The sequence below is a fragment of the Variovorax sp. Varisp36 genome (assembly GCF_047304235.1).
Taxonomy (GTDB): Bacteria; Pseudomonadota; Gammaproteobacteria; order Burkholderiales; family Burkholderiaceae_C; genus Variovorax.
Genome location: NZ_JBGLYU010000009.1, coordinates 1 through 18,800, shown reverse-complemented (window position 1 = coordinate 18,800; position 18,800 = coordinate 1). Strand labels below are relative to the sequence as shown.

Annotated in this window: 18 protein-coding genes; 10 read left to right on the top strand and 8 right to left on the bottom strand. The window is 67.5% G+C overall.

What is annotated here, in order from left to right; genetic code table 11:
- Positions 1 to 17 precede the first annotated feature (17 nt).
- The 4 genes from ACCD11_RS07865 to ACCD11_RS07850 form a co-directional block, all read right to left on the bottom strand.
- Positions 18 to 800: a FadR/GntR family transcriptional regulator gene (locus tag ACCD11_RS07865; RefSeq protein ID WP_413313383.1), complete on the bottom strand. Its 783-nt coding sequence runs from the start codon at positions 798 to 800 to the stop codon at positions 18 to 20.
- A 213-nt stretch (positions 801 to 1,013) separates the two neighbouring features.
- Positions 1,014 to 1,505 carry a hypothetical protein gene (locus ACCD11_RS07860; protein ID WP_413313381.1) on the bottom strand — a complete coding sequence of 164 codons (492 nt, stop codon included), beginning with the start codon at positions 1,503 to 1,505 and terminating at the stop codon, positions 1,014 to 1,016.
- Positions 1,502 to 3,043 carry a TRAP transporter large permease gene (locus tag ACCD11_RS07855; protein ID WP_413313380.1) on the bottom strand — a complete coding sequence of 514 codons (1,542 nt, stop codon included), beginning with the start codon at positions 3,041 to 3,043 and terminating at the stop codon, positions 1,502 to 1,504. Before ACCD11_RS07855 ends, ACCD11_RS07860 begins: the two co-directional genes overlap by 4 nt.
- 58 nt (positions 3,044 to 3,101) lie before the next feature.
- Positions 3,102 to 3,641 carry a TRAP transporter small permease subunit gene (locus ACCD11_RS07850; RefSeq protein WP_413313379.1) on the bottom strand — a complete coding sequence of 180 codons (540 nt, stop codon included), beginning with the start codon at positions 3,639 to 3,641 and terminating at the stop codon, positions 3,102 to 3,104.
- Between the two features lie 176 nt (positions 3,642 to 3,817).
- On the opposite strand from ACCD11_RS07850, the gene ACCD11_RS07845 reads away from it, so the two are divergent.
- Positions 3,818 to 5,119 (top strand): SUMF1/EgtB/PvdO family nonheme iron enzyme, encoded by a 1,302-nt coding sequence (locus tag ACCD11_RS07845; RefSeq protein WP_413313378.1) that lies wholly within the window; start codon positions 3,818 to 3,820, stop codon positions 5,117 to 5,119.
- Positions 5,120 to 5,129: 10 nt separating this feature from the next.
- On the opposite strand, the gene ACCD11_RS07840 is transcribed toward ACCD11_RS07845, so the two are convergent.
- The gene (locus ACCD11_RS07840; protein ID WP_413313377.1) at positions 5,130 to 6,569 is read right to left on the bottom strand and encodes an MFS transporter; all 1,440 of its coding nucleotides are present in this window, start codon (positions 6,567 to 6,569) and stop codon (positions 5,130 to 5,132) included.
- Positions 6,570 to 6,623: 54 nt separating this feature from the next.
- Complete coding sequence (locus ACCD11_RS07835; protein ID WP_413313375.1) at positions 6,624 to 7,979, bottom strand: aspartate aminotransferase family protein; 1,356 nt, start codon at positions 7,977 to 7,979, stop codon at positions 6,624 to 6,626.
- Between the two features lie 106 nt (positions 7,980 to 8,085).
- On the opposite strand from ACCD11_RS07835, the gene ACCD11_RS07830 reads away from it, so the two are divergent.
- The gene (locus ACCD11_RS07830; RefSeq protein ID WP_413313373.1) at positions 8,086 to 9,042 is read left to right on the top strand and encodes a LysR family transcriptional regulator; all 957 of its coding nucleotides are present in this window, start codon (positions 8,086 to 8,088) and stop codon (positions 9,040 to 9,042) included.
- Positions 9,043 to 9,164: 122 nt separating this feature from the next.
- On the opposite strand, the gene ACCD11_RS07825 is transcribed toward ACCD11_RS07830, so the two are convergent.
- Positions 9,165 to 9,929 carry a FadR/GntR family transcriptional regulator gene (locus ACCD11_RS07825; RefSeq protein ID WP_413313371.1) on the bottom strand — a complete coding sequence of 255 codons (765 nt, stop codon included), beginning with the start codon at positions 9,927 to 9,929 and terminating at the stop codon, positions 9,165 to 9,167.
- Between the two features lie 209 nt (positions 9,930 to 10,138).
- Between ACCD11_RS07825 and ACCD11_RS07820 the strand changes: the two genes are divergently transcribed.
- From ACCD11_RS07820 to ACCD11_RS07785, 8 genes are all read left to right on the top strand, one after another.
- A complete protein-coding gene (locus tag ACCD11_RS07820) occupies positions 10,139 to 11,344 on the top strand; it encodes an ABC transporter substrate-binding protein (RefSeq protein WP_413313370.1) in 1,206 nt (401 codons plus the stop codon).
- Positions 11,345 to 11,366: 22 nt separating this feature from the next.
- Positions 11,367 to 12,227, top strand: a complete 861-nt coding sequence (locus ACCD11_RS07815) for a branched-chain amino acid ABC transporter permease (RefSeq protein ID WP_007829315.1) — start codon at positions 11,367 to 11,369, stop codon at positions 12,225 to 12,227.
- A gap of 5 nt (positions 12,228 to 12,232) precedes the next feature.
- Positions 12,233 to 13,192, top strand: coding sequence for a branched-chain amino acid ABC transporter permease (locus ACCD11_RS07810; protein WP_413313369.1), 960 nt, complete (start codon positions 12,233 to 12,235; stop codon positions 13,190 to 13,192).
- On the top strand, positions 13,189 to 13,956 hold the full coding sequence (locus ACCD11_RS07805; protein ID WP_413313367.1) for an ABC transporter ATP-binding protein: 768 nt from the start codon (positions 13,189 to 13,191) through the stop codon (positions 13,954 to 13,956). The genes ACCD11_RS07810 and ACCD11_RS07805 overlap by 4 nt, the downstream gene beginning before the upstream one ends.
- Entirely contained in the window at positions 13,953 to 14,666 is a 714-nt protein-coding gene (locus ACCD11_RS07800; protein ID WP_007829318.1) for an ABC transporter ATP-binding protein, read from the top strand. Before ACCD11_RS07805 ends, ACCD11_RS07800 begins: the two co-directional genes overlap by 4 nt.
- A gap of 34 nt (positions 14,667 to 14,700) precedes the next feature.
- Entirely contained in the window at positions 14,701 to 15,957 is a 1,257-nt protein-coding gene (locus tag ACCD11_RS07795) for a Zn-dependent hydrolase (protein WP_413313365.1), read from the top strand.
- Positions 15,954 to 17,450, top strand: coding sequence for a M81 family metallopeptidase (locus ACCD11_RS07790; protein WP_413313363.1), 1,497 nt, complete (start codon positions 15,954 to 15,956; stop codon positions 17,448 to 17,450). The genes ACCD11_RS07795 and ACCD11_RS07790 overlap by 4 nt, the downstream gene beginning before the upstream one ends.
- A 92-nt stretch (positions 17,451 to 17,542) precedes the next feature.
- Positions 17,543 to 17,920 (top strand): nuclear transport factor 2 family protein, encoded by a 378-nt coding sequence (locus tag ACCD11_RS07785; RefSeq protein ID WP_007829322.1) that lies wholly within the window; start codon positions 17,543 to 17,545, stop codon positions 17,918 to 17,920.
- A 25-nt stretch (positions 17,921 to 17,945) separates the two neighbouring features.
- Here ACCD11_RS07785 and ACCD11_RS07780 read toward each other — a convergent pair.
- Positions 17,946 to 18,800 (bottom strand): helix-turn-helix domain-containing protein (locus tag ACCD11_RS07780; protein ID WP_413313362.1); only part of this gene is annotated, 855 nt, incomplete at its 5' end.

Below are 18,800 nucleotides of genomic sequence, written 5' to 3'. Positions count from 1 at the left end.
CCGCGCCGCCGTCGAGGTCAGCCGCTCGTGCTGTTGCTCATCAGCAGGCTGCCCCGGTCGACGCGGGACTCGGCTTCAAGGGCCAGTGCTTCGGCGTGCTCCATGTGTACCCGCATGATTTCGCGCGCGCGCTCGGGATCGCGGGCGCGCAGCGCGTCCAGCAGATCGGTGTGGCTGTGCATGATTTCTTCGTCGAAACGATCGAACTCCGGCAGCGCGTGGCGCACGATGATCACCCGCCGGATGACGTCGTTGAGCAGGCGGCAGACCAGCCCCAGGAAGGGGCTGCTGCAGGCGTCGATCAACCGGTCATGGAACAGCAGGTCGGCCTCGCGGCGCTCGTTCCAGTCTTCGCTGCCTCCGTGCGCCGGATGGCTGTGGCCGATCAGCGCCTCGAGCTCGGCCAGGTCTGCTTCGTCCAGGCGAGTGGCCACGTTGGCGGCCAGTTCGGGCTCGACCACGCGGCGCAGCGCATACAGCGTGGTGATGTCGACGGGCTGGAAGTACAGGAAGTTGGACACCGCTTCCAGACACTGGTCGTACGAGGTCTGCGTGAGCGTGGCGCCGCCGTTGGGCCCAGTGCTGATGGCCACCAGCCCCTGCACCTGCAGCGCGGCCAGCGCCTCGCGCACCGTGCCGCGCGAGACGCCCATCTGCTCGATCAGTTCTTTTTCTTGCGGCAGCTTGCCGCCGACCTGCTGCTGGGTCTGGACGATCCAGCGCTTGATGCCGTTGACGACCTGGTCGGAGCGTTTCACGCGCTTGTCGCGTGTCAGAGGGGGGTTGAGCTTGGGTGGCATGGCGTGTGGAGATTTATGATCATAAATATCACAAATCCATCAAATACTGTCAACCGGGTTCGCCCGCACACGCCGTCGGGAATGCGTGCGGCGGTGTTGAAGGGAGCGGGTCGGCGCGTCGGGCCGACGGTGCAGACAGATGCAAACGAGCCGCCATGGCCGGGCAACTGCTCCAGCCATGGCGGCTCGTTTCAGGGGGTTAGGGGGCCGGGCTCAGGGCGCGCCGGCTTCCGCCGGAGGCGGCGTGGATGGAGCAGCCGGCACGGCCCGCTTCGCCACGCGTTCGCCGAATGCGATCAGCACCTGCGGATCGCAGGCATGGAACCACGTGATGCCGCCGTAGCGCCGGCGCACCAGCAGGCGCGGCGCGATCACCCGTTCGAGCATGCGGATGTGCACCAGCTTGAGCTGCGCCACGTCTTGCGCGCTCACGCGCTTGTCCCAGAGCCAGGTCTGGATGAGCACGTCGTCTTCGAGGCGGGTGCGGCTGTAGACGATCCAGTAGCCGACCCACACCACGCACAGCACCGCGATGCCGAACACCACCAGGGCGCTGGTGGACCAGGTGGTGGTGCGCAGCGAAGGCAGGCTCCACAGCGCGAAGGCGAAGATGTCCACCACGAGCACCACTGCCAATGTGCGCAGCAGCGGCGGGAAGGCGGCGCTCTCCAGCGGGGCGCTGCTGCTGCCGTCGCCGATGCTCACGGCTTGGTGGCTTCGCCGGAAGCCGGCGGCGGTGCCGGCGTTTCTTCCGGCGTCTTCTTCTCGTTGCCGAACGGGTCTTCCATGTTCACGCCGTTGTTGTTGTCGGGCGAATTGGCCTGCTCGTCCGCCGGCATGTCGAGGTTGACCTTGTCGATGTCGACGACCTTTTCCTTCTCGAGGAACACGGTGACCGTCTGCGGGAAGAAGATCACGATGGCCACCAGCAGCAGCTGCATCAGCACCCACGGCACGGCGCCGAGATAGATGTCGCGCGAGTCCACCTTCCTGGGCAGCGCCCCGTTCTTGAACAGCGTGTCCGCGATGCCCCGCAAGTAGAAGAGCGCGAAGCCGAACGGCGGGTGCATGAACGAGGTCTGCATGTTCACGCACAGCAGCACGCCGAACCACACCATGTCGATGCCCAGCTTGTGGGCCACGGGGCCCAGCAGCGGCAGGATGATGAACGCGATCTCGAAGAAGTCGAGGAAGAACGCGAGGAAGAAGACGAAGAAGTTCACCGCGATCAGGAAGCCCACCTGACCACCCGGCAGGCCTGACAGCATGTGCTCGATCCACTTGGCGCCGTCGACGCCCTGGAACACCAGCGAGAACACGCGCGAGCCGATCAGGATGAACACCACCATCGCCGTGAGGCGCATGGTGCCTTCCATCGCGCCCTTCAGCAGCTCCCAGTTCAGGCGACGATGGATCAGCGCGAGGATGAGCGAGCCCACCGCGCCCATCGCACCGGCCTCGGTCGGCGTGGCGATGGCCTTGTCCATGAACGGCAGGCCGCCCATCGAACCGAGCACCGCGAAGATCAGGATGGCCGAGGGAATGATGCCGCGCAGGCACTTGCCCCACAGCGCCCAGCCGTTCAGCGTGCGCGCGCTGGTTGGCAGGCCCGGCACGAAGTGCGGGCGGATGCGGCCGACCATGAAGGTGTAGATCGCGAAGATCAGAACCTGCAGGATCGACGGACCCCAGGCGCCCTTGTACATCTGGCCCACGTCGGTGCCGAGTTGGTCGGCCATGACGATCAGCACCAGCGAGGGCGGCACCAGCTGCGTGATGGTGCCCGAGGCGGCGAGCACGCCGGTCGAGTAGCGCATGTCGTAGCCGTAGCGCATCATGATCGGCAGCGAGATCATCGCCATGGCGATCACCTGGCCGGCCACCGTGCCGGTGATGGCGCCGAGGATGAAGCCCACGATGATCACCGAGTAGCCGAGGCCGCCGCGCACGGGGCCGAAGAGCTGGCCCATCGAGTCGAGCATGTCCTCGGCCAATCCGCATTTCTCCAGTACCGCTCCCATCAGGGTGAAGAACGGAATCGCGAGCAGCGTTTCGTTCGCCAGGATGCCGAAGACGTTCAGCGGCAGGTTGGCCATGAAGCCGGCCGGAAACCAGCCCATCTCGATGGCGAAGAAGCCGCAGATCAGGCCGAGGGCCGAGAGCGAGAACGCGACCGGGAAGCCGATCAGCATGATCACCACGAGCCCCGCGAACATGATCGGGGCGAAATTTTCCATGTGCATTTCTACTTGTCCTGCGGTGCGGGAGAGGGCGAGGCCGGAAGGGGGCGCAGGGCGCTCGTCACTGCACCGGCTTCTCGTAGTGCGTGTCCATCGTGATCAGGCCGCGCAGGTAGGCAATGCGCTTGATGATTTCCGCAACGCCCTGCAGGAACATCGCGGCGAAGCCCACGGGCATCAGCAGCGCGGCGGGCCAGCGGACCAGGCCGCCGATGTTGCCCGACATCTCGCCCGTGACCCACATGTTCCAGAAGAAGGGCCAGGTGAGGTAGGTGAACAGGCCCATCACCGGCAGCAGGAAGAATATGAGGCCGAACAGGTCGACATACACCGGGCCGTGGCCCTTGAGCTTGCCGTAGATGATGTCCACGCGCACATGCTCGTTGAAGCGCAGCACGACAGGTGCCCCGAGCATCACGGTGGCTGCGAAAAGGTACCACTGGATTTCGAGCCAGGAGTTCTTGCTGAAGTCCAGGCCGTAGCGGATGAGCGCATTGCCGGCTGAAATCAGCGAGGCCGCCAGAACGGCGTAGCCGGCGATCTTGCCGAGCTTTTCGCTGACCCAGTCCATGCCGGTCGCGAATTTGAGGAATGCAGACAAGGGGGTGTCTCCCGCGAAGCCCAAAGGTGAAACGCCTGCCCCTGGTGGGGGCCGCGCAAAGCCCGAGATGTTACCTCGGTGAACCTTTGTATTGCCTTGACGCGGGGGGCGGGGTTTACCCGGAATACGGGTCTCGTCCGGGACGTGGGGGGACGCCCCGGTCGCCATAATCGCCCATGTCTTCGCGCCTTCCGCCTTCGACGCCTTCGGGCGCCATGGGCCTGCCCCATTCGATCGATTCTCCTGACATGTGCCGCGCCGGCCGGGAGCTGTTGTCCCTGGCGCTGATCGATGCGCGCAACCACACGCTGCACCTGCTGTCGCTGTACGAGCAGGTGCTGGGCGCCGAGGCGCTTGCCGCGCCGCCGATGCTCGAGGAAGAGGGCGTGCTGCCGCCGGTCTGGCTGGCCGGCCACATCGGCTGGTTCGCCGAATGGTGGATCGGGCGCAACACCCAGCGCGCTTTCGGAGCCGACTGTCCGGTGCGGCCCACGCGCCTTGCGGCCATCGACCCTGATGCCGACGGCTGGTGGAATCCCGCGCAGAGTGCGCCGCAGCGGCGCTGGACACCCGACCTGCCGGACCTCGCGCAGACCAAGGCCTACCTGCTCGAAACGCTGGAGAGCACTCTCGAGCTGCTCGACAACGCGGCCGAGACCGATGCCGGCCTGTATTTCTATCGCCTCGCGCTGTTCCACGAAGACCTGCGCGGCGAGCAGTTCGTGGTGATGGCGCAGACGCTGGGGCTGCCGCTGGGCTTCGAGCAGGCGCCCATCGCCGTCACGCGCGAGCCGCTGCTGCTGCCGGCCACGCGCTGGGAGCTGGGCATGCCCGAGAGCGGCTTCGCCTTCGCGCAGGAGCGAGGAGCGCATCGCGTCGACGTGCCCGAGTTCGAGATCGACGCACAGCCCGTCACCTGGAACCAGTACATCGAATTCGTCGATGACGGCGGCTACGACCGCGAGGAGCTGTGGCACGGCGAAGGCTGGCGCTGGCTGGCTGCGCAGGCCGAGGGCCGACGCGGGCCTCGCCACGTCGAACAGATCGGCGGAGCACGCAGCGGCACCGGCGGTTCGGTGCTGCAGCAGCGCTTCGGCGCGACGGTGCGCGCGGCCGGCCACCACAGTGCGGTGCACCTGAGCTGGTGGGAGGCCGATGCCTGGGCACGCTGGGCCGGACGTCGCATCGCGACCGAGGTCGAATGGGAGATCGCGGCGCACACGGCCGCGCGGCGCGGCTTCCGTTGGGCCGACGTGCATGAATGGACGGCGGGCACCCTGCAGCCGTGGCCGGGCTACCGGCCCGACCCGTGGAGCGCGGGAGGCGAATTCGATCCTGCGGCAGCCTTCGGCCGCGCGCGCGTGCTGCGCGGGGCTTCGTTCGCGACGCGTGCGCGCCTGCGTTCGCCGCGCCGCCGCGGCTTTGCGCTGCCTCATCGCGACGACGGCTTCGTCGGCTTTCGCACCTGCGCGCTGTAGAGACTGATGGTCAGCGTTCGCCGCCGGCTTCGGACGACAGCGGCGGTGCCACCTCCTCCAGCGGCTTGCGCTCTGCGTCGACCGCATGGCGCAGGGCCAGCAGCCCCGCGACGATGACCAGCGCCGCCCCGATGCCGTAGCCCACCATCACCGCACCCCGGCTGCCGGTCTCGATCAGCAGGCCGAACAGCAGCGGCGCAGCGAAGCCGCCCGCGCCCATGCCGACCGCATAGAAGATCGCGATGGCGATGGCCCGCATCTCGAGCGGAAACACCTCGCTCACCGTGAGGTACGCCGAGCTCGCCGCCGCCGAAGCCAGGAAGAACACCGCCGACCAGCACATCGCCTGGCTGCGCGCATCGAGCCAGCCCATCATGAAAGCCCAGCCCGTGAGCGCGAGGCCGACGCCCGCGAGCACATAGGTCAGCGCGATCATCCGTCGCCGTCCCACGCTGTCGAACAGCGGCCCCAGCAGCAGCGGCCCGAGCACGTTGCCCAGTGCGAACGGAAAGATGTAGAGCGCCACGTCACCTTCGGGCACCCCATAGAAGCGCGTGAGCACCAGCGCATAGGTGAAGAAGATCGCGTTGTAGAAGAAGGCCTGCGAGATCATCAGCGCCAATGCGACCACGCTGCGCTGCGGATAGCGCCTGAGCAGCACGCGCGCCACTTCCCGCATCGGCGGGCTGTTGGGGCGCGCGGCCGTGTAGTTCACATGGCCTTGCGGCGCGGGCAGCGGTCCGTGCTGCGCCTCGACCTCGGCCTCGATTCGCTCGACGATGCGCCTGGCTTCATCGGCCCGCCCGTGCGCAACGAGCCAGCGCGGGCTCTCTGGAACGTGGCGCCGCACCAGCAGGATCGCCACAGCCAGCACCGCGCCCAGCGCGAAGCCTGCGCGCCAGCCCCACACCGGGCCGATCACGCGCGCGTCGAGCAGCACGAGGCTCAGCGCCGCGCCCAGCGCCGCGCCGATCCAGAAGCTGCCGTTGATCGCGAGGTTGACGCGCCCGCGCACGCGCGCCGGAATCAGCTCGTCGATGGCCGAATTGATGGCCGCGTATTCGCCGCCGATGCCAAGCCCCGTGACGAAGCGGCACAGCGCGAAGAAGGCGAAGTCGGGAGAGAACGCGGTGGCCAGCGTGCCGACGGTGTAGACCACCAGCGTGACGAGAAACAGCTTCTTGCGTCCGAGCCGGTCGGTGAGCCGCCCGAAGAGCAGGGCGCCGAGCACCGCACCTGCCACGTACACCGAGCCCGAGAGGCCGATCTCGCCGGCCGTGAGCCCGAGCGTGTCGGGCCGCTCCAGCACCGCGCCGATGGAGCCCACGAGCGTGACTTCGAGCCCGTCGAGCACCCAGGCCACGCCCAGTGCGATCACCACGCGCCAATGCCAGCGCGACCACGGCAGGCGGTCGAGGCGGGCAGGGATATCGCTGCGCAATGCCGTCATTGCGCCGATTATTGGAAGGCGGCCGGCGCGCCGCCTGTAGGACCCGGCCTCCGATCAGGCCGTCTCGGCCAGCGCGTCGGCCAGTGCGTTGACCATTCGATCGATCTCCGCCTTCTCCGCAATGAAAGGTGGCGCGAGCTGGATCGTGTCGCCGCCGTAGCGCACGTAGAAGCCCTTCTTCCAGCAGTTCATCGCGATCTCGTACGGACGGCGCGCGGGTTCGCCCGGCAGCGCGGCGATGGTGATGCCCGCGGCGAGGCCGTAGTTGCGGATGTCGGCGACGTGCTTGCTGCCCTTGAGGCTGTGCACCGCGTTCTCGAAGTGCGGCGCCAGCGCCTGCACGCGGCCGATCATGTCTTCCTTCTGCAGCACGTCGAGCGCGGCGATGCCCGCGGCGCAGGCCACCGGGTGTGCGCCGTAGGTGTAGCCGTGCGGGAACTCGAGCATGTAGTCGGGGCCGCCGGCGGCCATGAAGGTGTCGTAGATCTCTTTGTTGGCGACCACCGCGCCCATCGGTTGTGCGCCGTTGGTGACCTGCTTGGCGATGTTCATGATGTCGGGCGTCACGCCGAAGGCTTCGGCGCCCGTGAGCGCGCCGCAGCGGCCGAAGCCGGTGATGACCTCGTCGAAGATCAGCAGGATGTTGTTCGCGGTGCAGATGTCGCGCAGGCGCTTCAGGTAGCCCTTGGGCGGAATCACCACGCCGGCCGAGCCCGCGAAGGGTTCGACGATCACTGCCGCGATGTTCGAGGCGTCGTGCAGCGCGATCAGGTCGAGCAGGCGGTCGGCCAGCTCGGCGCCGTTCTCGGCCATGCCGCGCGTGAAGGCGTTCGATGCGAGCTGCGTGTGCGGCAGGTGGTCGGCCTCGACGCCCTGGCCGAACAGCTTGCGGTTGGCTGCGATGCCGCCGACCGAGATGCCGCCGAAGTTGACGCCGTGGTAGCCCTTCTCGCGGCCGATCAGGCGCGTCTTGCTTGCCTGGCCCTTGGTGCGCCAGTAGGCACGCGCCATCTTCAGCGAGGTGTCGGCGGCTTCGGAGCCCGAGCCGGTGAAGAACACGTAGTCGAGGCCGGCGGGCGTGAGCTCCTTGATCTTGTTGGCCAGCTCGAACGAGAGCGGGTGGCCGAACTGGAAGGCGGGCGAGTAGTCGAGCTTCGCGATCTGGCGGCTCACCGCTTCGGTGATCTCGGGGCGGCCGTGGCCGAGGCCCGAGCACCACAGGCCCGAGAGGCCGTCGAAGATCTTGCGGCCGTCGGCGTCGGTGAAGTAGGCGCCCTTGGCCTCCACGATGATCCGCGGATCGGCCTTGAAGTTGCGGTTGCCGGTGTAGGGCATCCAGTGCGCGTCGAGCCAGGCGGCGTCGGTGCGCAGGGCGGGCGTCGGTTCGATGGCGGGCGTGGCGAGGGTCATGGCGCTTCCCGCACGGGGCGGGCTCCGGGGGTGATGGGATGTGCCGATTGTTCGCAGAGCCTTCAGTGTGGAGAATGGCGCAATATCAATGTTCACTTGACAGTTCATGCAAGTAAAAGAGAAGGCCCAGAACAGTGCCCGGAGCACCCGCAGCCGCGCCGTTCTGGGGCAGCTCAGCGACATGGACCTGCGGCTGCTCAAGGTGTTCAAGAGCGTGGTCGATTGCGGCGGCATGGCCGCGGCCGAACTGGAGCTGAACATCGGCACCTCCACCGTGAGCCGCCATGTGAAAGACCTGGAAACGCGGCTCGGCCTGGTGCTGTGCCGGCGCGGCCGGGCGGGCTTCGCGCTCACGGCCGAGGGGCAGCGCGTGTACGACGAGACGCTGCGGCTACTGGCCTCGGTCGATGCCTTCCGCGGAAGCATCGACGACATCCACAACCGCATGGGCGGACAACTGGACGTGGCCTTGTTCGACAAGACCGCGACCAACCCGAAGGCGCGCATCGGCGAGGCAATCGCGCGCTTCACCGAGATCGCGCCGGAGGTGAGCCTGGCGGTGCATGTGGGTTCGATCAACGCGATCGAGCAGGGCGTGCTGGAGGGCAACTTCCAGATCGGCATCATCCCGGCGCACCGGACTTCGAAGAGCCTCGTGTATGCGGACCTGTTCGACGAGACGATGCTGCTTTACTGCGGCAGGGGCCATCCGCTGTTCGACAGCCCGCATGCCAAGCTCACCTGGTCGAAGCTTGGCGCGCATCATTTCGCGGGGCTGGGCTACCACTCGCCCAACATGGAGCTGAGCCACCGCGCCAAGCTGTCGCGCAAGGCCACCGGCTTCGACCAGGAGGCGATCGCGACGCTGATCCTCTCGGGGCGCTTCCTCGGCTTCCTGCCCGACCACTATGCGCAGGCGTTCGAGCAGCGCGGGCTCATGAAGGCGGTGCTGCCGGCGCGCTTCAATTACGCGTGCCGGTTCGTGAGCCTGCTGCGGCGGTCGCCGAAACCGTCACGGGCGGTATTGGCGTTTCAGGCGTGTCTGGAAAAGGCCCATGCCTGAAGCGGCGCGGGATCGTTCAGAGCACTGGTTGATAGGCCGGCACAAGCTAAAGGAGGAGGCCAAAGGCCGGGGGACATTCGCGGAGGGGAGTACCGGCGGCCTGTGCACGCGCCCTGAAAAATTTAACGCTGCCCGCTCGGCAGCAACAGATGCTTCGCCCCGATGTGCGCCTCCATCTCGTGCATGTGCTGTTCGGCATCGACCATGTGTTCGGTCATCAGGCGCCGCACTTCGTCGGCATCTTCGCGCCGGTAGGCGGCCAGCAGTTGCGTGTGGTAGTCGACGTTCGTCTCGCCGAAGTGGTGATGGTCCAGCGCCTTCTTATAGACCACGAGGTCGCGCAGCAGGTCGTTCAGGAAGCGGCACATGAAGGACAGCACCGGATTGGGGCAGGCCTCGGCCAGCATGGTGTGAAAGGCCAGTTCGGCTTCGCGCTGCGTGCGCAATTCGTCCTCGTTGGCGGGCTCGATGGTGCAAAGGCGCACGTTTTCTTCGAGCCGTTCGAACTGCGAGGGCGTCAGCTTGCCGATTACGCTCACCGCCAGCTCGGGCTCCAGCACCTTGCGCAGCTGGTAGATGTGATGCCCGTCGAGGTGATGGAAGTGCAGGAAGTTGCGCAGCGGCTCCGAGGCATGCTCGACCGACACCTGCTGCAGGTACGCGCCGCCGCCGGGGCCGGTGCGGATGGCGATGAGCCCGCGCACCTCCAGCGCCTTCAGTGCCTCGCGCACCGTGCTCTTCGAATAGCCGAAGAGCTCGATCAATTCCTTCTCGTTCGGTAGCCGGTCGCCGGGCTGCTTGCGCTCCGCCACGATCCAGCGCTTGACGTCCTCGACGATGACGTCCGAGAGCTTCTGCCGCTTGGGACGGTTCTCTCCCACTCTCATTGAAACGCTCCATGCCCATCGGGAGATGCGCGGGATGCGCAACAGCGCGCGATCTTAAACGGCGTGATGCAGAGGGGTGGTCTGGTTTTGGGCACAGGGCTTGCTAGCGGGTTTTTACCAGCATATTAATCCTATTTATCCGCTTAAATTTGCCGGCGCCTGCTCTCCCTCGCTTCTTTTCTCCTCTTCACTACGACCGGAGTTCCTCCATGCAACGCAGACAACTTCTTCAACTCGCCGCCCTCTCGGCCGCTCCCGCCTCGCTCCTGGCCGGTCGCGCCGCCTTCGCCCAATCGGCCGATGCGATCCGCTTCGGCTGCCCGGTGCCCATGTCGGGCGCGTTCGCTGCCAATGGCAAGTTCGCCGACCTGGGCATGAAGCTGGCCATCGAGCAATACGGCAGCGTGCTGAAGCGTCCGCTGGCCTACACGGTGCTCGACACCGAAGGCAAGCCGGCGACCGCTGTGCGCAAGGTGCAGGAAGCCTCGCAGCAGCAGGGCGCGAAGTTCTTCGCGGGCGGCATCCTGTCGTCCGAAGCGCTGGCCATGGGCAAGGAGGCCGAGAAGGCCGGCGGCCTGTTCATCACCACCGCGGGCGCCGACGAGATCACCGGCAAGGACTGCAACCCCGCCACCTTCCGCTGGTCGGTGCCCACCTTCGGCGCCATCGAGCAGACGGTGCGCCCGCTGATCTCGTCGATGCCCAAGGCCAAGCGCTGGTACACCATCACGCCGCAGTACGTGTTCGGCGAGGGCCTGCTGGGCGCGGCCAAGAACATCTTCCAGGAGAAGGGCATCGAGCACGTGGGCAACAGCTACCACTCGCTCAACGAGAAGGAGTTCAGCGGCTACCTCACCAACGCGATGGCGGCCAAGCCCGACGTGCTGCTGCTGCTGAACTTCGGTGCGCAGTCGTCGGCCGCGCTGCGACAGGCAGTGAGCTTCGGCATGCACAAGAACATGACGATCCTCATCGCCTGGGCCTCGGGGCTCGAGCAGTTCGACGAGCTGGGCGCCGACCTGTGCGACGGCGTGTACTTCGGTGCGCAGTACTGGCACACGGCCGACACCGCGCTCAACAAGGACCTCGTGAAGCGCACGGCCGACAAGCTCAAGATCGTGCCCAACTACAGCCTGGCGGGCTCGTACATCTGCACCAAGATCCTGATCGACGGCATCGTGAAGGCGGGCTCGGTGGACCAGAAGGCCGTCATCGCCGCGCTCGAAGGCATGAAGTTCGATGGCCTCACGGGCACGGAAGAAATCCGCAAGGCCGACCATCAGGTCGTCAAGGACTACTACCTGCTCAAGGGCAAGGCCAAGTCGAAGATGAAGGATGCAGCGGACTATGTCGACGTGGTGAGTTCCGGCAAGTCGTTCCTCCCGATCGACAAGAGCGGCTGCAAGCTGGCCTGACGCAACGCAAGCCAACGAGCCCATGACCGTCTACCTGCTCCAGACCATCAACGGAATCGGCATCGGCATGCTGTATTTCCTGCTGGCCGTTGGCTTGTCCATCGTGTTCGGCCTGCTTCGCTTCGTGAACTTTGCACACGGCGCTTTCTATCTGCTCGGAGCCTACCTGTGCTACCAGGCCATGCAGTGGGGCCTGGATTTCTGGGTCGCGCTGGTTGTGGTGCCGCTCGCCGTGGGCGCGCTGGGCTGGCTGGCCGAGAAGCTGCTGCTGCGCCGCGTGTACGCCAAGGCGCACGAGTTCCACATCCTTGTGACGGTGGGCCTGGCGCTCGCGGTGCAGGAGATCGTGATCGTGTTCTGGGGCCCGCTGGGCAATAGCGTGGCCACGCCCGACCTGCTGCAGGGCGTGGTCATGTGGGGCGCCTTCGTCTATCCCAAGTACCGGCTGTTCGTGATCGGCTTCACCGCTGTGCTCGCGGTGCTGCTGTGGTGGGTGCTCGAAGGCACGCGCCTGGGCAGCGCGGTGCGCGCGGGCAGCGAATCGACCGAGATGGTGTCGCTGCTCGGCATCAACGTGTTCCGGGTGTTCAGCCTTGTGTTCGCGCTGGGTGCGGCCACGGCGGCGCTGGCTGGCGTGCTGGCCGCGCCGATCCGCGGGGCCGAGCCCTTCATGGGCGTCGAGGCGCTGAGCGTCGCCTTCGTGGTGGTGGTGATCGGCGGGCTCGGCAGCTTCGGCGGCGCGCTCGTGGGCGGGCTGCTCATCGGCATCGTGCAAAGCCTCATGAGCACCATCTGGCCGCCGGGGGCGAGCCTGATGATCTACATCGCGATGGCGGCCGTGCTGCTGCTGCGCCCGCATGGCCTGCTCGGCCGAAAAGGATGAACGCCATGCCGAGAAAAATCACTTTCCTTCTGGCACTGACCGCCGCGCTGGGCCTGCCGCTGGTGCTGCGCTCGGGCTCGCTCGCGAGCGAGGTGCTGATCTATGCACTCGCGGCCCTGGGCTGCAACCTGCTGCTGGGCTATACGGGGCTGCTGTCCTTCGGGCAGGGCATCTTCTTCGGGCTGGGCAGCTACACCATCGCGATCCTGCTCACGCGCCTGCACCTGCCGATGCCGCTCGCCCTGCTGGCGGCCGTGGCCATGGGCGCGCTTGGCGCGGCGCTGGTCGGCTGGGTCGCCATCCGCCAGCGCGGCACCTACTTCGTGATGCTCACGCTGGCCTTCGCGCAGATGTTCTATTTCATCGCCTACACCGCCACCGACCTCACGGGCGGCGACAACGGCCTGCTCGACGTGCCGCGCCCCGGTTTCATGGACACGCCGTGGAAGTACTACGCCTTCGTCGCGGTGATCTTCCTGATCGCCTTCGGCCTGCTGCTGCGCGTGACCGATTCGATCTTCGGCCGCACGCTGCTGGCCATCCGCGACAACGAGGACCGGGCCGCCGCCGTGGGCTACGACCTCAAGCGCTTCAAGCTGCTGGCCTTCGTGATCTCGGGCGCCGTCACCGGCCTTGCGGGCGGGCTGCACGCGATGATGACCGGCATCGCGCCGCTGTCGAACGCCGAGTACCACACCAGCGAGATGATCCTCGTCATTACCGTGATCGGCGGCACCGGCAACCTGTTCGCCTCGGTGCTGGGCTCGGCCTTCTATGTGCTGCTGGCCGACTGGCTCTCCACGCTGTGGCCGCGCTGGCTGTTGTTGCTGGGCTTGCTGCTGATCGGCGTGAGCATCGGCATGCAGCGCGGGCTCTGGGGGCTGGGCGAGGGCGCGTGGCGCCGCATCTTCCGCAAGACATCGCCTGGCGCCAAAGTGCCTGCGGCCCTGGGAGAAAAAGCATGACGGGCATCCTCATCGAAGCCGTCGGCGTCACCAAGCACTACGGCAAGTTCGCTGCACTCGGCGGCGTCGACCTGAAGATCAAGCGCAATACCGTGCACTCGGTGATCGGCCCGAACGGCGCGGGCAAGACCACGCTGTTCCACATGCTCACGGGCACCGGCACCACCACGGGCGGCCGCATCCTGTTCGACGGCCATGACGTGACGCGCGAGCCCGACCACCGGCGCGTGCAGCGCGGCATGGCGCGCTCGTTCCAGGTCACGGCGCTGTTCCTGAGCCTGTCGGTGCGCGAGAACCTGCGCGTGGCGGCGCAGGGCGTTTCGCCGCGCCAGGCCATGAACTGCTGGCGCGCGCCGGTCGGCGAACTGGCCTGCACGCAGACGGTGGACGAGGTGCTGCAGCGCGTGGGGCTCGAACGGCTGGCGAACACGCCGGCCAGCGAGTTGTCGCATGGCCAGCAGCGCCGCCTCGAAGTGGGCATGGCGCTGGCCGCCAGGCCTAAGGCCATCTTCCTCGACGAGCCGACCTCGGGCATGGGCATCGACGACCTCGACGACATGAAGCACCTGATCCGCGGCCTGCGCGACCAGCACACCGTGGTGCTGATCGAGCACAACATGAACATCGTGATGGACATCTCCGACACCGTGACCGTGATGCAGCTGGGCCGCGTGCTTGCCGAAGGGCTGCCGGGCGACATCCGCTCCGATGCGCGCGTGCGCACGGCCTATCTCGGCAACATGATCACGGGGGGCAAGGCATGAGCGGAAGGAACATCCTCGAAGTCGAGGGGCTGCATGCCCACTACGGCAAGAGCCATGTGCTGCAGGGCGTTTCGATGCGCGTTGGCGATGCCGAACTGGTCACGCTGCTGGGCCGCAACGGCGCGGGCAAGTCGACCACGCTCAAGAGCATTGCCGGCGCGGTCACACCCACGGGTGGACGCGTGCGCTTCCAGGGCGCGGACATCGCGGACATGCCGCCGCACCGCATCGCCGCACGCGGCGTGTGCCTGGTGCCCGAGCACCGCGGCATCTTCAAGCTGCTGACGGTGGAAGAAAACCTGCTGCTCGGCCTGCGGCGCGAATCGCCCTGGCAGCTGGCCGACATCTACCGCATCTTTCCGCGGCTGAAGGAGCGGCGGCGCAACGGCGGCGGGCAGCTTTCGGGCGGCGAGCAGCAGATGCTGGCCATCGGCCGCGCGCTCATGAACCATCCGCGCCTGCTGATCCTCGACGAGCCGGTCGAAGGCCTGGCGCCGGTGATCGTGGAGGAGATCGTCGCACAACTCAAGACCATCAAGGCGGCCGGCGTGGCCATCCTGCTGGTCGAGCAGAACCTCGAAGTCTGCGTGCAGTTGGCCGACCGCCACTACATCGTGGAGCAGGGCGTGATCGTGCACGAGGCCGGCAACGCCGACTTCATGGCCGACCATGAAGTGAAAGACCGCTATCTGGGCGTGGGCCTTGCTTGAGGCTTCCCGCAACACTCTTCCTTATCGCAAAGCCATGAACTCACACACCGAACTCCGCATCGACGGCCAGCGGCTCTGGAACTCGCTGATGGAACTGGCGCAGCTCGGCGCCACCGAGAAAGGCGGCGTCTGCCGCATCGCGCTGACCGACCTCGACCGCCAGGGCCGCGACCTGTTCACGCGCTGGATGCGCGAAGCGGGTTGCGAAGTGCGCGTGGACGCCATCGGCAACATCTTCGCGCGCCGCGCCGGCCGCAACAACGTGCTGCCGCCCATCACCACCGGCAGCCACATCGACACGCAGCCCACGGGTGGCAAGTTCGACGGCAACTATGGCGTGCTCGCGGGGCTGGAGGTGATCCGCAGCCTCAACGACGCGAAGATCGAAACCGAAGCACCGCTCGAAGTGGCCGTGTGGACCAACGAGGAGGGCTCGCGCTTCGTGCCCGTGATGATGGGCTCCGGCGTGTTCGTCGGCGCCTTCACGCTCGAGCATGCGCTGGCGCAGCGCGACCACGAGGGCGTGAGCGTGTCGGACGCGCTTGCGGCCATCGGCTATGCAGGCAGCACGGCTGCTTCGGTGGCCGCGTCGCCGGTGGGCGCGTACTTCGAGGCGCACATCGAACAGGGCCCGGTGCTCGAAGCCAACGAGCGCGTGATCGGCGTGGTCGAAGGGGCGCTGGGCCAGCGCTGGTACGACGTGGTGGTCCAGGGCATGGAAGCGCATGCCGGCCCCACGCCGATGGAGCTGCGCAAGGACGCGCTGCTGGCCGCCTCCGAGCTCGTGATCGAGGTCAACCGTATCGCGCTGGCGCACGCGCCGCATGCGCGCGGCACGGTCGGCTGGATCGACAACTATCCGAACTCGCGCAACGTGATCCCGGGCCGCGTGAAGCTCAGCGTGGACCTGCGCGCGGCCGACGACGTGGTGCTGTCGGCCATGGATGCCGAGCTGAAAGAAGCGGTGCAGCGCATCGCGACGAAGGGCAAGGTCGAGATGTCGGTGGAACAGGTCGTCTACTTCCCGCCGCAGCCCTTCACGCCCAAGCTCGTGTCCGCCGTGCGCGAAGCCGCACAGGCGCAGGGCATGAGCTGGATGAACGTGATCAGCGGTGCCGGCCACGACGCCGTGTACCTCGCGCGCGTCTGCCCCACGGCCATGATCTTCGTGCCCTGCCTCGACGGCATCAGCCACAACGAGATCGAGGACGCGCAGCCCGACCACCTCGAGGCCGGCTGCAACGTGCTGCTGCAGGCCATGCTGCAAAGCGCGGGAGTGGCGTCGTCATGAAGGTGCTGATCGCGCGTCTCAACCACGAGACCAACACCTTCTCGCCCGTGCCCACGCCGCTCGCGGCTTTCGGCCCCGACGGCCCGACCTTCGGCGAGCAGGCCTACCGGGACAACAAGGGCATGCGCACGGCGATGTCGGCCTTCATCGACCTGGCGGAGCAGGCCGGCGCCACGCTGGTCACGCCGGTGTCGGCCTCGGCCAACCCGAGCGGGCCGGTCGACGCGCAGGCCTACACCACGCTCACGCAGTGCATCGTCGATGCGGCGCCGGGCTGCGACGCCATACTGCTCGACCTGCACGGTGCGATGGTCGCACAGAACAGTGCCGACGGCGAAGGCGACCTGCTCGTGCGCCTGCGCGCCGCGGCGCCGGGCGTGCCCATCGGCGTGGCGCTCGACCTGCATGCCAACGTCACGCCCGAGATGGTCGGCAATGCGGACGTCATCGTCGGCTTCAAGACCTATCCGCACATCGACATGTACGAAACCGGCGAGCACGCCGGCCGCCTGCTGTTCGACCTGCTGGCCGGGCGCAGCAGGCCGGCGATGCGTTGGCGCCGGCTGCCGCTGATGGCACACACGCTGCGCAGCGCCTCGTTCACCGGTGCGATGCAGCGCGCCATCGAGGCGGCGCGCGAAGCCGAGAAATCGTCGGAGTCGCTCGCGGTGTCGATCCTGGCGGGCTTCTCGCTGTCGGACATCGAGGCGCCGTGCATGAGCGTGATCGTGGTCGACGCGCAATCGCCCGAACGCGCGCAGGCCACGGCCGACCGCATCGCGATGCAGATGTGGAGCGAGCGCGAAGCCTTCATCTACCGCAGCGAGCCGCTCACGCAGTCGGTGGCCCGCGCAAAGCTCATCGCCCAGGGAGCCACCCGTCCGGTGCTGCTGCTCGACCATGGCGACAACTGCATGTCTGGCGGCAGCTGCGACACCATGGACGTGCTGCAGGAAGCGCTTGCGCAAGGGCTGCACGGCATCGGCGTGGGGCCGCTGTGCGACCCCGAAGCGGTGGCCGAGCTGATCGCGGCGGGGGAGGGTGCGGAGGCGACAGTCGCACTCGGCAACAAGGTCTCGCTGGAAGGCATCGGGTTGAAGAAAACGCCGGTGCGCCTGACGGGCACCGTGCGCACCATCGGCAACGGCGAGTACGTGATCACCGGCCCCACCTACACCGGCCAGCGCAGCAGCATGGGCCGCACGGTGCTGTTCGACATCGGCGCCGCGCGCATCGTGGTGACCGAGCGCACGCAGGAGCCGTGGGACATCGGCGTCTTCGAGTGCGCGGGGCTCGATCCGCGCAGGGAACGCTTCCTGCTGCTCAAGTCGCGCATGTACTGCCGGCCGGTGTTCGAGCCGCTGTCGGCCGCGCTGGTGGAGTGCGACAGCCCGGGTGTGACCAGTTCGGAATACGGCCTGTTCCCCTTCGGCAAGGTGCGCCGGCCGGTGTTTCCGCTGGATGCGAACGCCTCGATGGAGCTTGCCGCATAACCTGCCACGTCATCGACGCGAATCGCGTGCGGCGCGACCATTCCTTCACCCCGCGATGTTGCGGGCCGAACCCTTCGAAAGGAATCGTCATCATGAACACCGCCGCACACGATGCCACCGCGATTGCCCAACGCTACATCGCCGTCTGGAACGAAACCGACGCCGCGCGCCGCGCCGCGCTGATCGAAGCCGGGTGGGCCGCCAACGCGCACTACGTGGACCCGATGGCGCAGGCCAGCGGGCATGAGCAGATCAGCGCGCTGGTCGGCGCGGTGCACCAGCGCTACCCGGGCTTCCGCTTCAACCTGCTGGGCAAGGCGGACGCGCACGGCGACCATCTGCGCTTCTCGTGGACGCTGGGGCCGAGCGGGGCGGAAGACATGATCCAGGGCACCGACTTCGCCCAGCTGGATGCCGGCAAGCTCCGCTCGGTCACGGGCTTCCTGGACAAGGTACCCGTGGGGGCCTGAAGCAGGAAAGCTGAACGCTGTGCGCTCAGTCCGGCATGCCGGCCGAGCGGCCGCGCCACAGCTTGCGGTAGACCGTGGCACGGCTGATGCCCAGTGCCCGCGCGGCTTCCGCCACGTTGCCGCGCGCGTCGGTCACCGCTTTGCGGATCAGCTCGGTTTCGACGTCGCGCAATCGCGGGCGGGTGCTGGATGCGGAAGCACCCTCGGAGCTGCCGCCGCGCCGGGGCCGCGCCTGCACCCGCAAGCCCGACCAGAGCGGCACTTCGAGCACCGCGTCGCCGCGCCGGGCCGCGTCGAACATCATGTGCAGGGGCAGCGCGAACAGGTCGTTGAAATTCAATGCGTGTTCGCAGCGCGCCAGCGGCTGGTGCAGCATCTGCCGGGCCGCCGCATTGGCGCCCGTGATGCCACCGCCAGCGTCGATGCACAGCAGTCCCTCGGTGGCTTCACTGCTCGGGCTGCCCGGCCAGGCCAGGTGCAACAGCAGCTCGCAGGGCTCGCGGATCAGCAGCATGTTCTCGATGCTGCGCGCGGACAGGGTGGCCAGGTGGCGCAGCTCCGGGCGCTCGACCACCTGCACGCCGGTCAGGTCGAGCATGCCGATGCAGTCGCCCCGGGGGCCGAAGAGCGGCGCGCCCGCGCAGCTGTAGACGCTGGTGTCGTCGAAGAAATGCTCGCCGCGGTGCAGCCACACCGATTCCTGTTCGGCCAGCGCGGTGCCGATCGCGCTGGTGCCGATGGCGCGTTCCGACAGGTCGACGCCGACGCGCGCGATGTCGCGCGCATGGCGGCTGGCGGCGGCGACGCCGCCCGGCCGGGTGGCCCCGGGGGTGAAGCTTCCGGGGGGATTTGGGGCGGTTGGGGAATTTCGGGGGTAGGG

Excerpts from the sequence above, each read along its gene's own strand:
- ACCD11_RS07865 (WP_413313383.1), bottom strand. The coding sequence starts at position 800 with ATGCCACCCAAGCTCAACCCCCCTCTGACACGCGACAAGCGCGTGAAA.
- ACCD11_RS07855 (WP_413313380.1), bottom strand. The coding sequence starts at position 3,043 with ATGCACATGGAAAATTTCGCCCCGATCATGTTCGCGGGGCTCGTGGTG.
- ACCD11_RS07845 (WP_413313378.1), top strand. The coding sequence starts at position 3,818 with ATGTCTTCGCGCCTTCCGCCTTCGACGCCTTCGGGCGCCATGGGCCTG.
- ACCD11_RS07840 (WP_413313377.1), bottom strand. The coding sequence starts at position 6,569 with ATGACGGCATTGCGCAGCGATATCCCTGCCCGCCTCGACCGCCTGCCG.
- ACCD11_RS07835 (WP_413313375.1), bottom strand. The coding sequence starts at position 7,979 with ATGACCCTCGCCACGCCCGCCATCGAACCGACGCCCGCCCTGCGCACC.
- ACCD11_RS07830 (WP_413313373.1), top strand. The coding sequence starts at position 8,086 with ATGCAAGTAAAAGAGAAGGCCCAGAACAGTGCCCGGAGCACCCGCAGC.
- ACCD11_RS07825 (WP_413313371.1), bottom strand. The coding sequence starts at position 9,929 with ATGAGAGTGGGAGAGAACCGTCCCAAGCGGCAGAAGCTCTCGGACGTC.
- ACCD11_RS07820 (WP_413313370.1), top strand. The coding sequence starts at position 10,139 with ATGCAACGCAGACAACTTCTTCAACTCGCCGCCCTCTCGGCCGCTCCC.
- ACCD11_RS07815 (WP_007829315.1), top strand. The coding sequence starts at position 11,367 with ATGACCGTCTACCTGCTCCAGACCATCAACGGAATCGGCATCGGCATG.
- ACCD11_RS07810 (WP_413313369.1), top strand. The coding sequence starts at position 12,233 with ATGCCGAGAAAAATCACTTTCCTTCTGGCACTGACCGCCGCGCTGGGC.
- ACCD11_RS07805 (WP_413313367.1), top strand. The coding sequence starts at position 13,189 with ATGACGGGCATCCTCATCGAAGCCGTCGGCGTCACCAAGCACTACGGC.
- ACCD11_RS07800 (WP_007829318.1), top strand. The coding sequence starts at position 13,953 with ATGAGCGGAAGGAACATCCTCGAAGTCGAGGGGCTGCATGCCCACTAC.
- ACCD11_RS07795 (WP_413313365.1), top strand. The coding sequence starts at position 14,701 with ATGAACTCACACACCGAACTCCGCATCGACGGCCAGCGGCTCTGGAAC.
- ACCD11_RS07790 (WP_413313363.1), top strand. The coding sequence starts at position 15,954 with ATGAAGGTGCTGATCGCGCGTCTCAACCACGAGACCAACACCTTCTCG.
- ACCD11_RS07785 (WP_007829322.1), top strand. The coding sequence starts at position 17,543 with ATGAACACCGCCGCACACGATGCCACCGCGATTGCCCAACGCTACATC.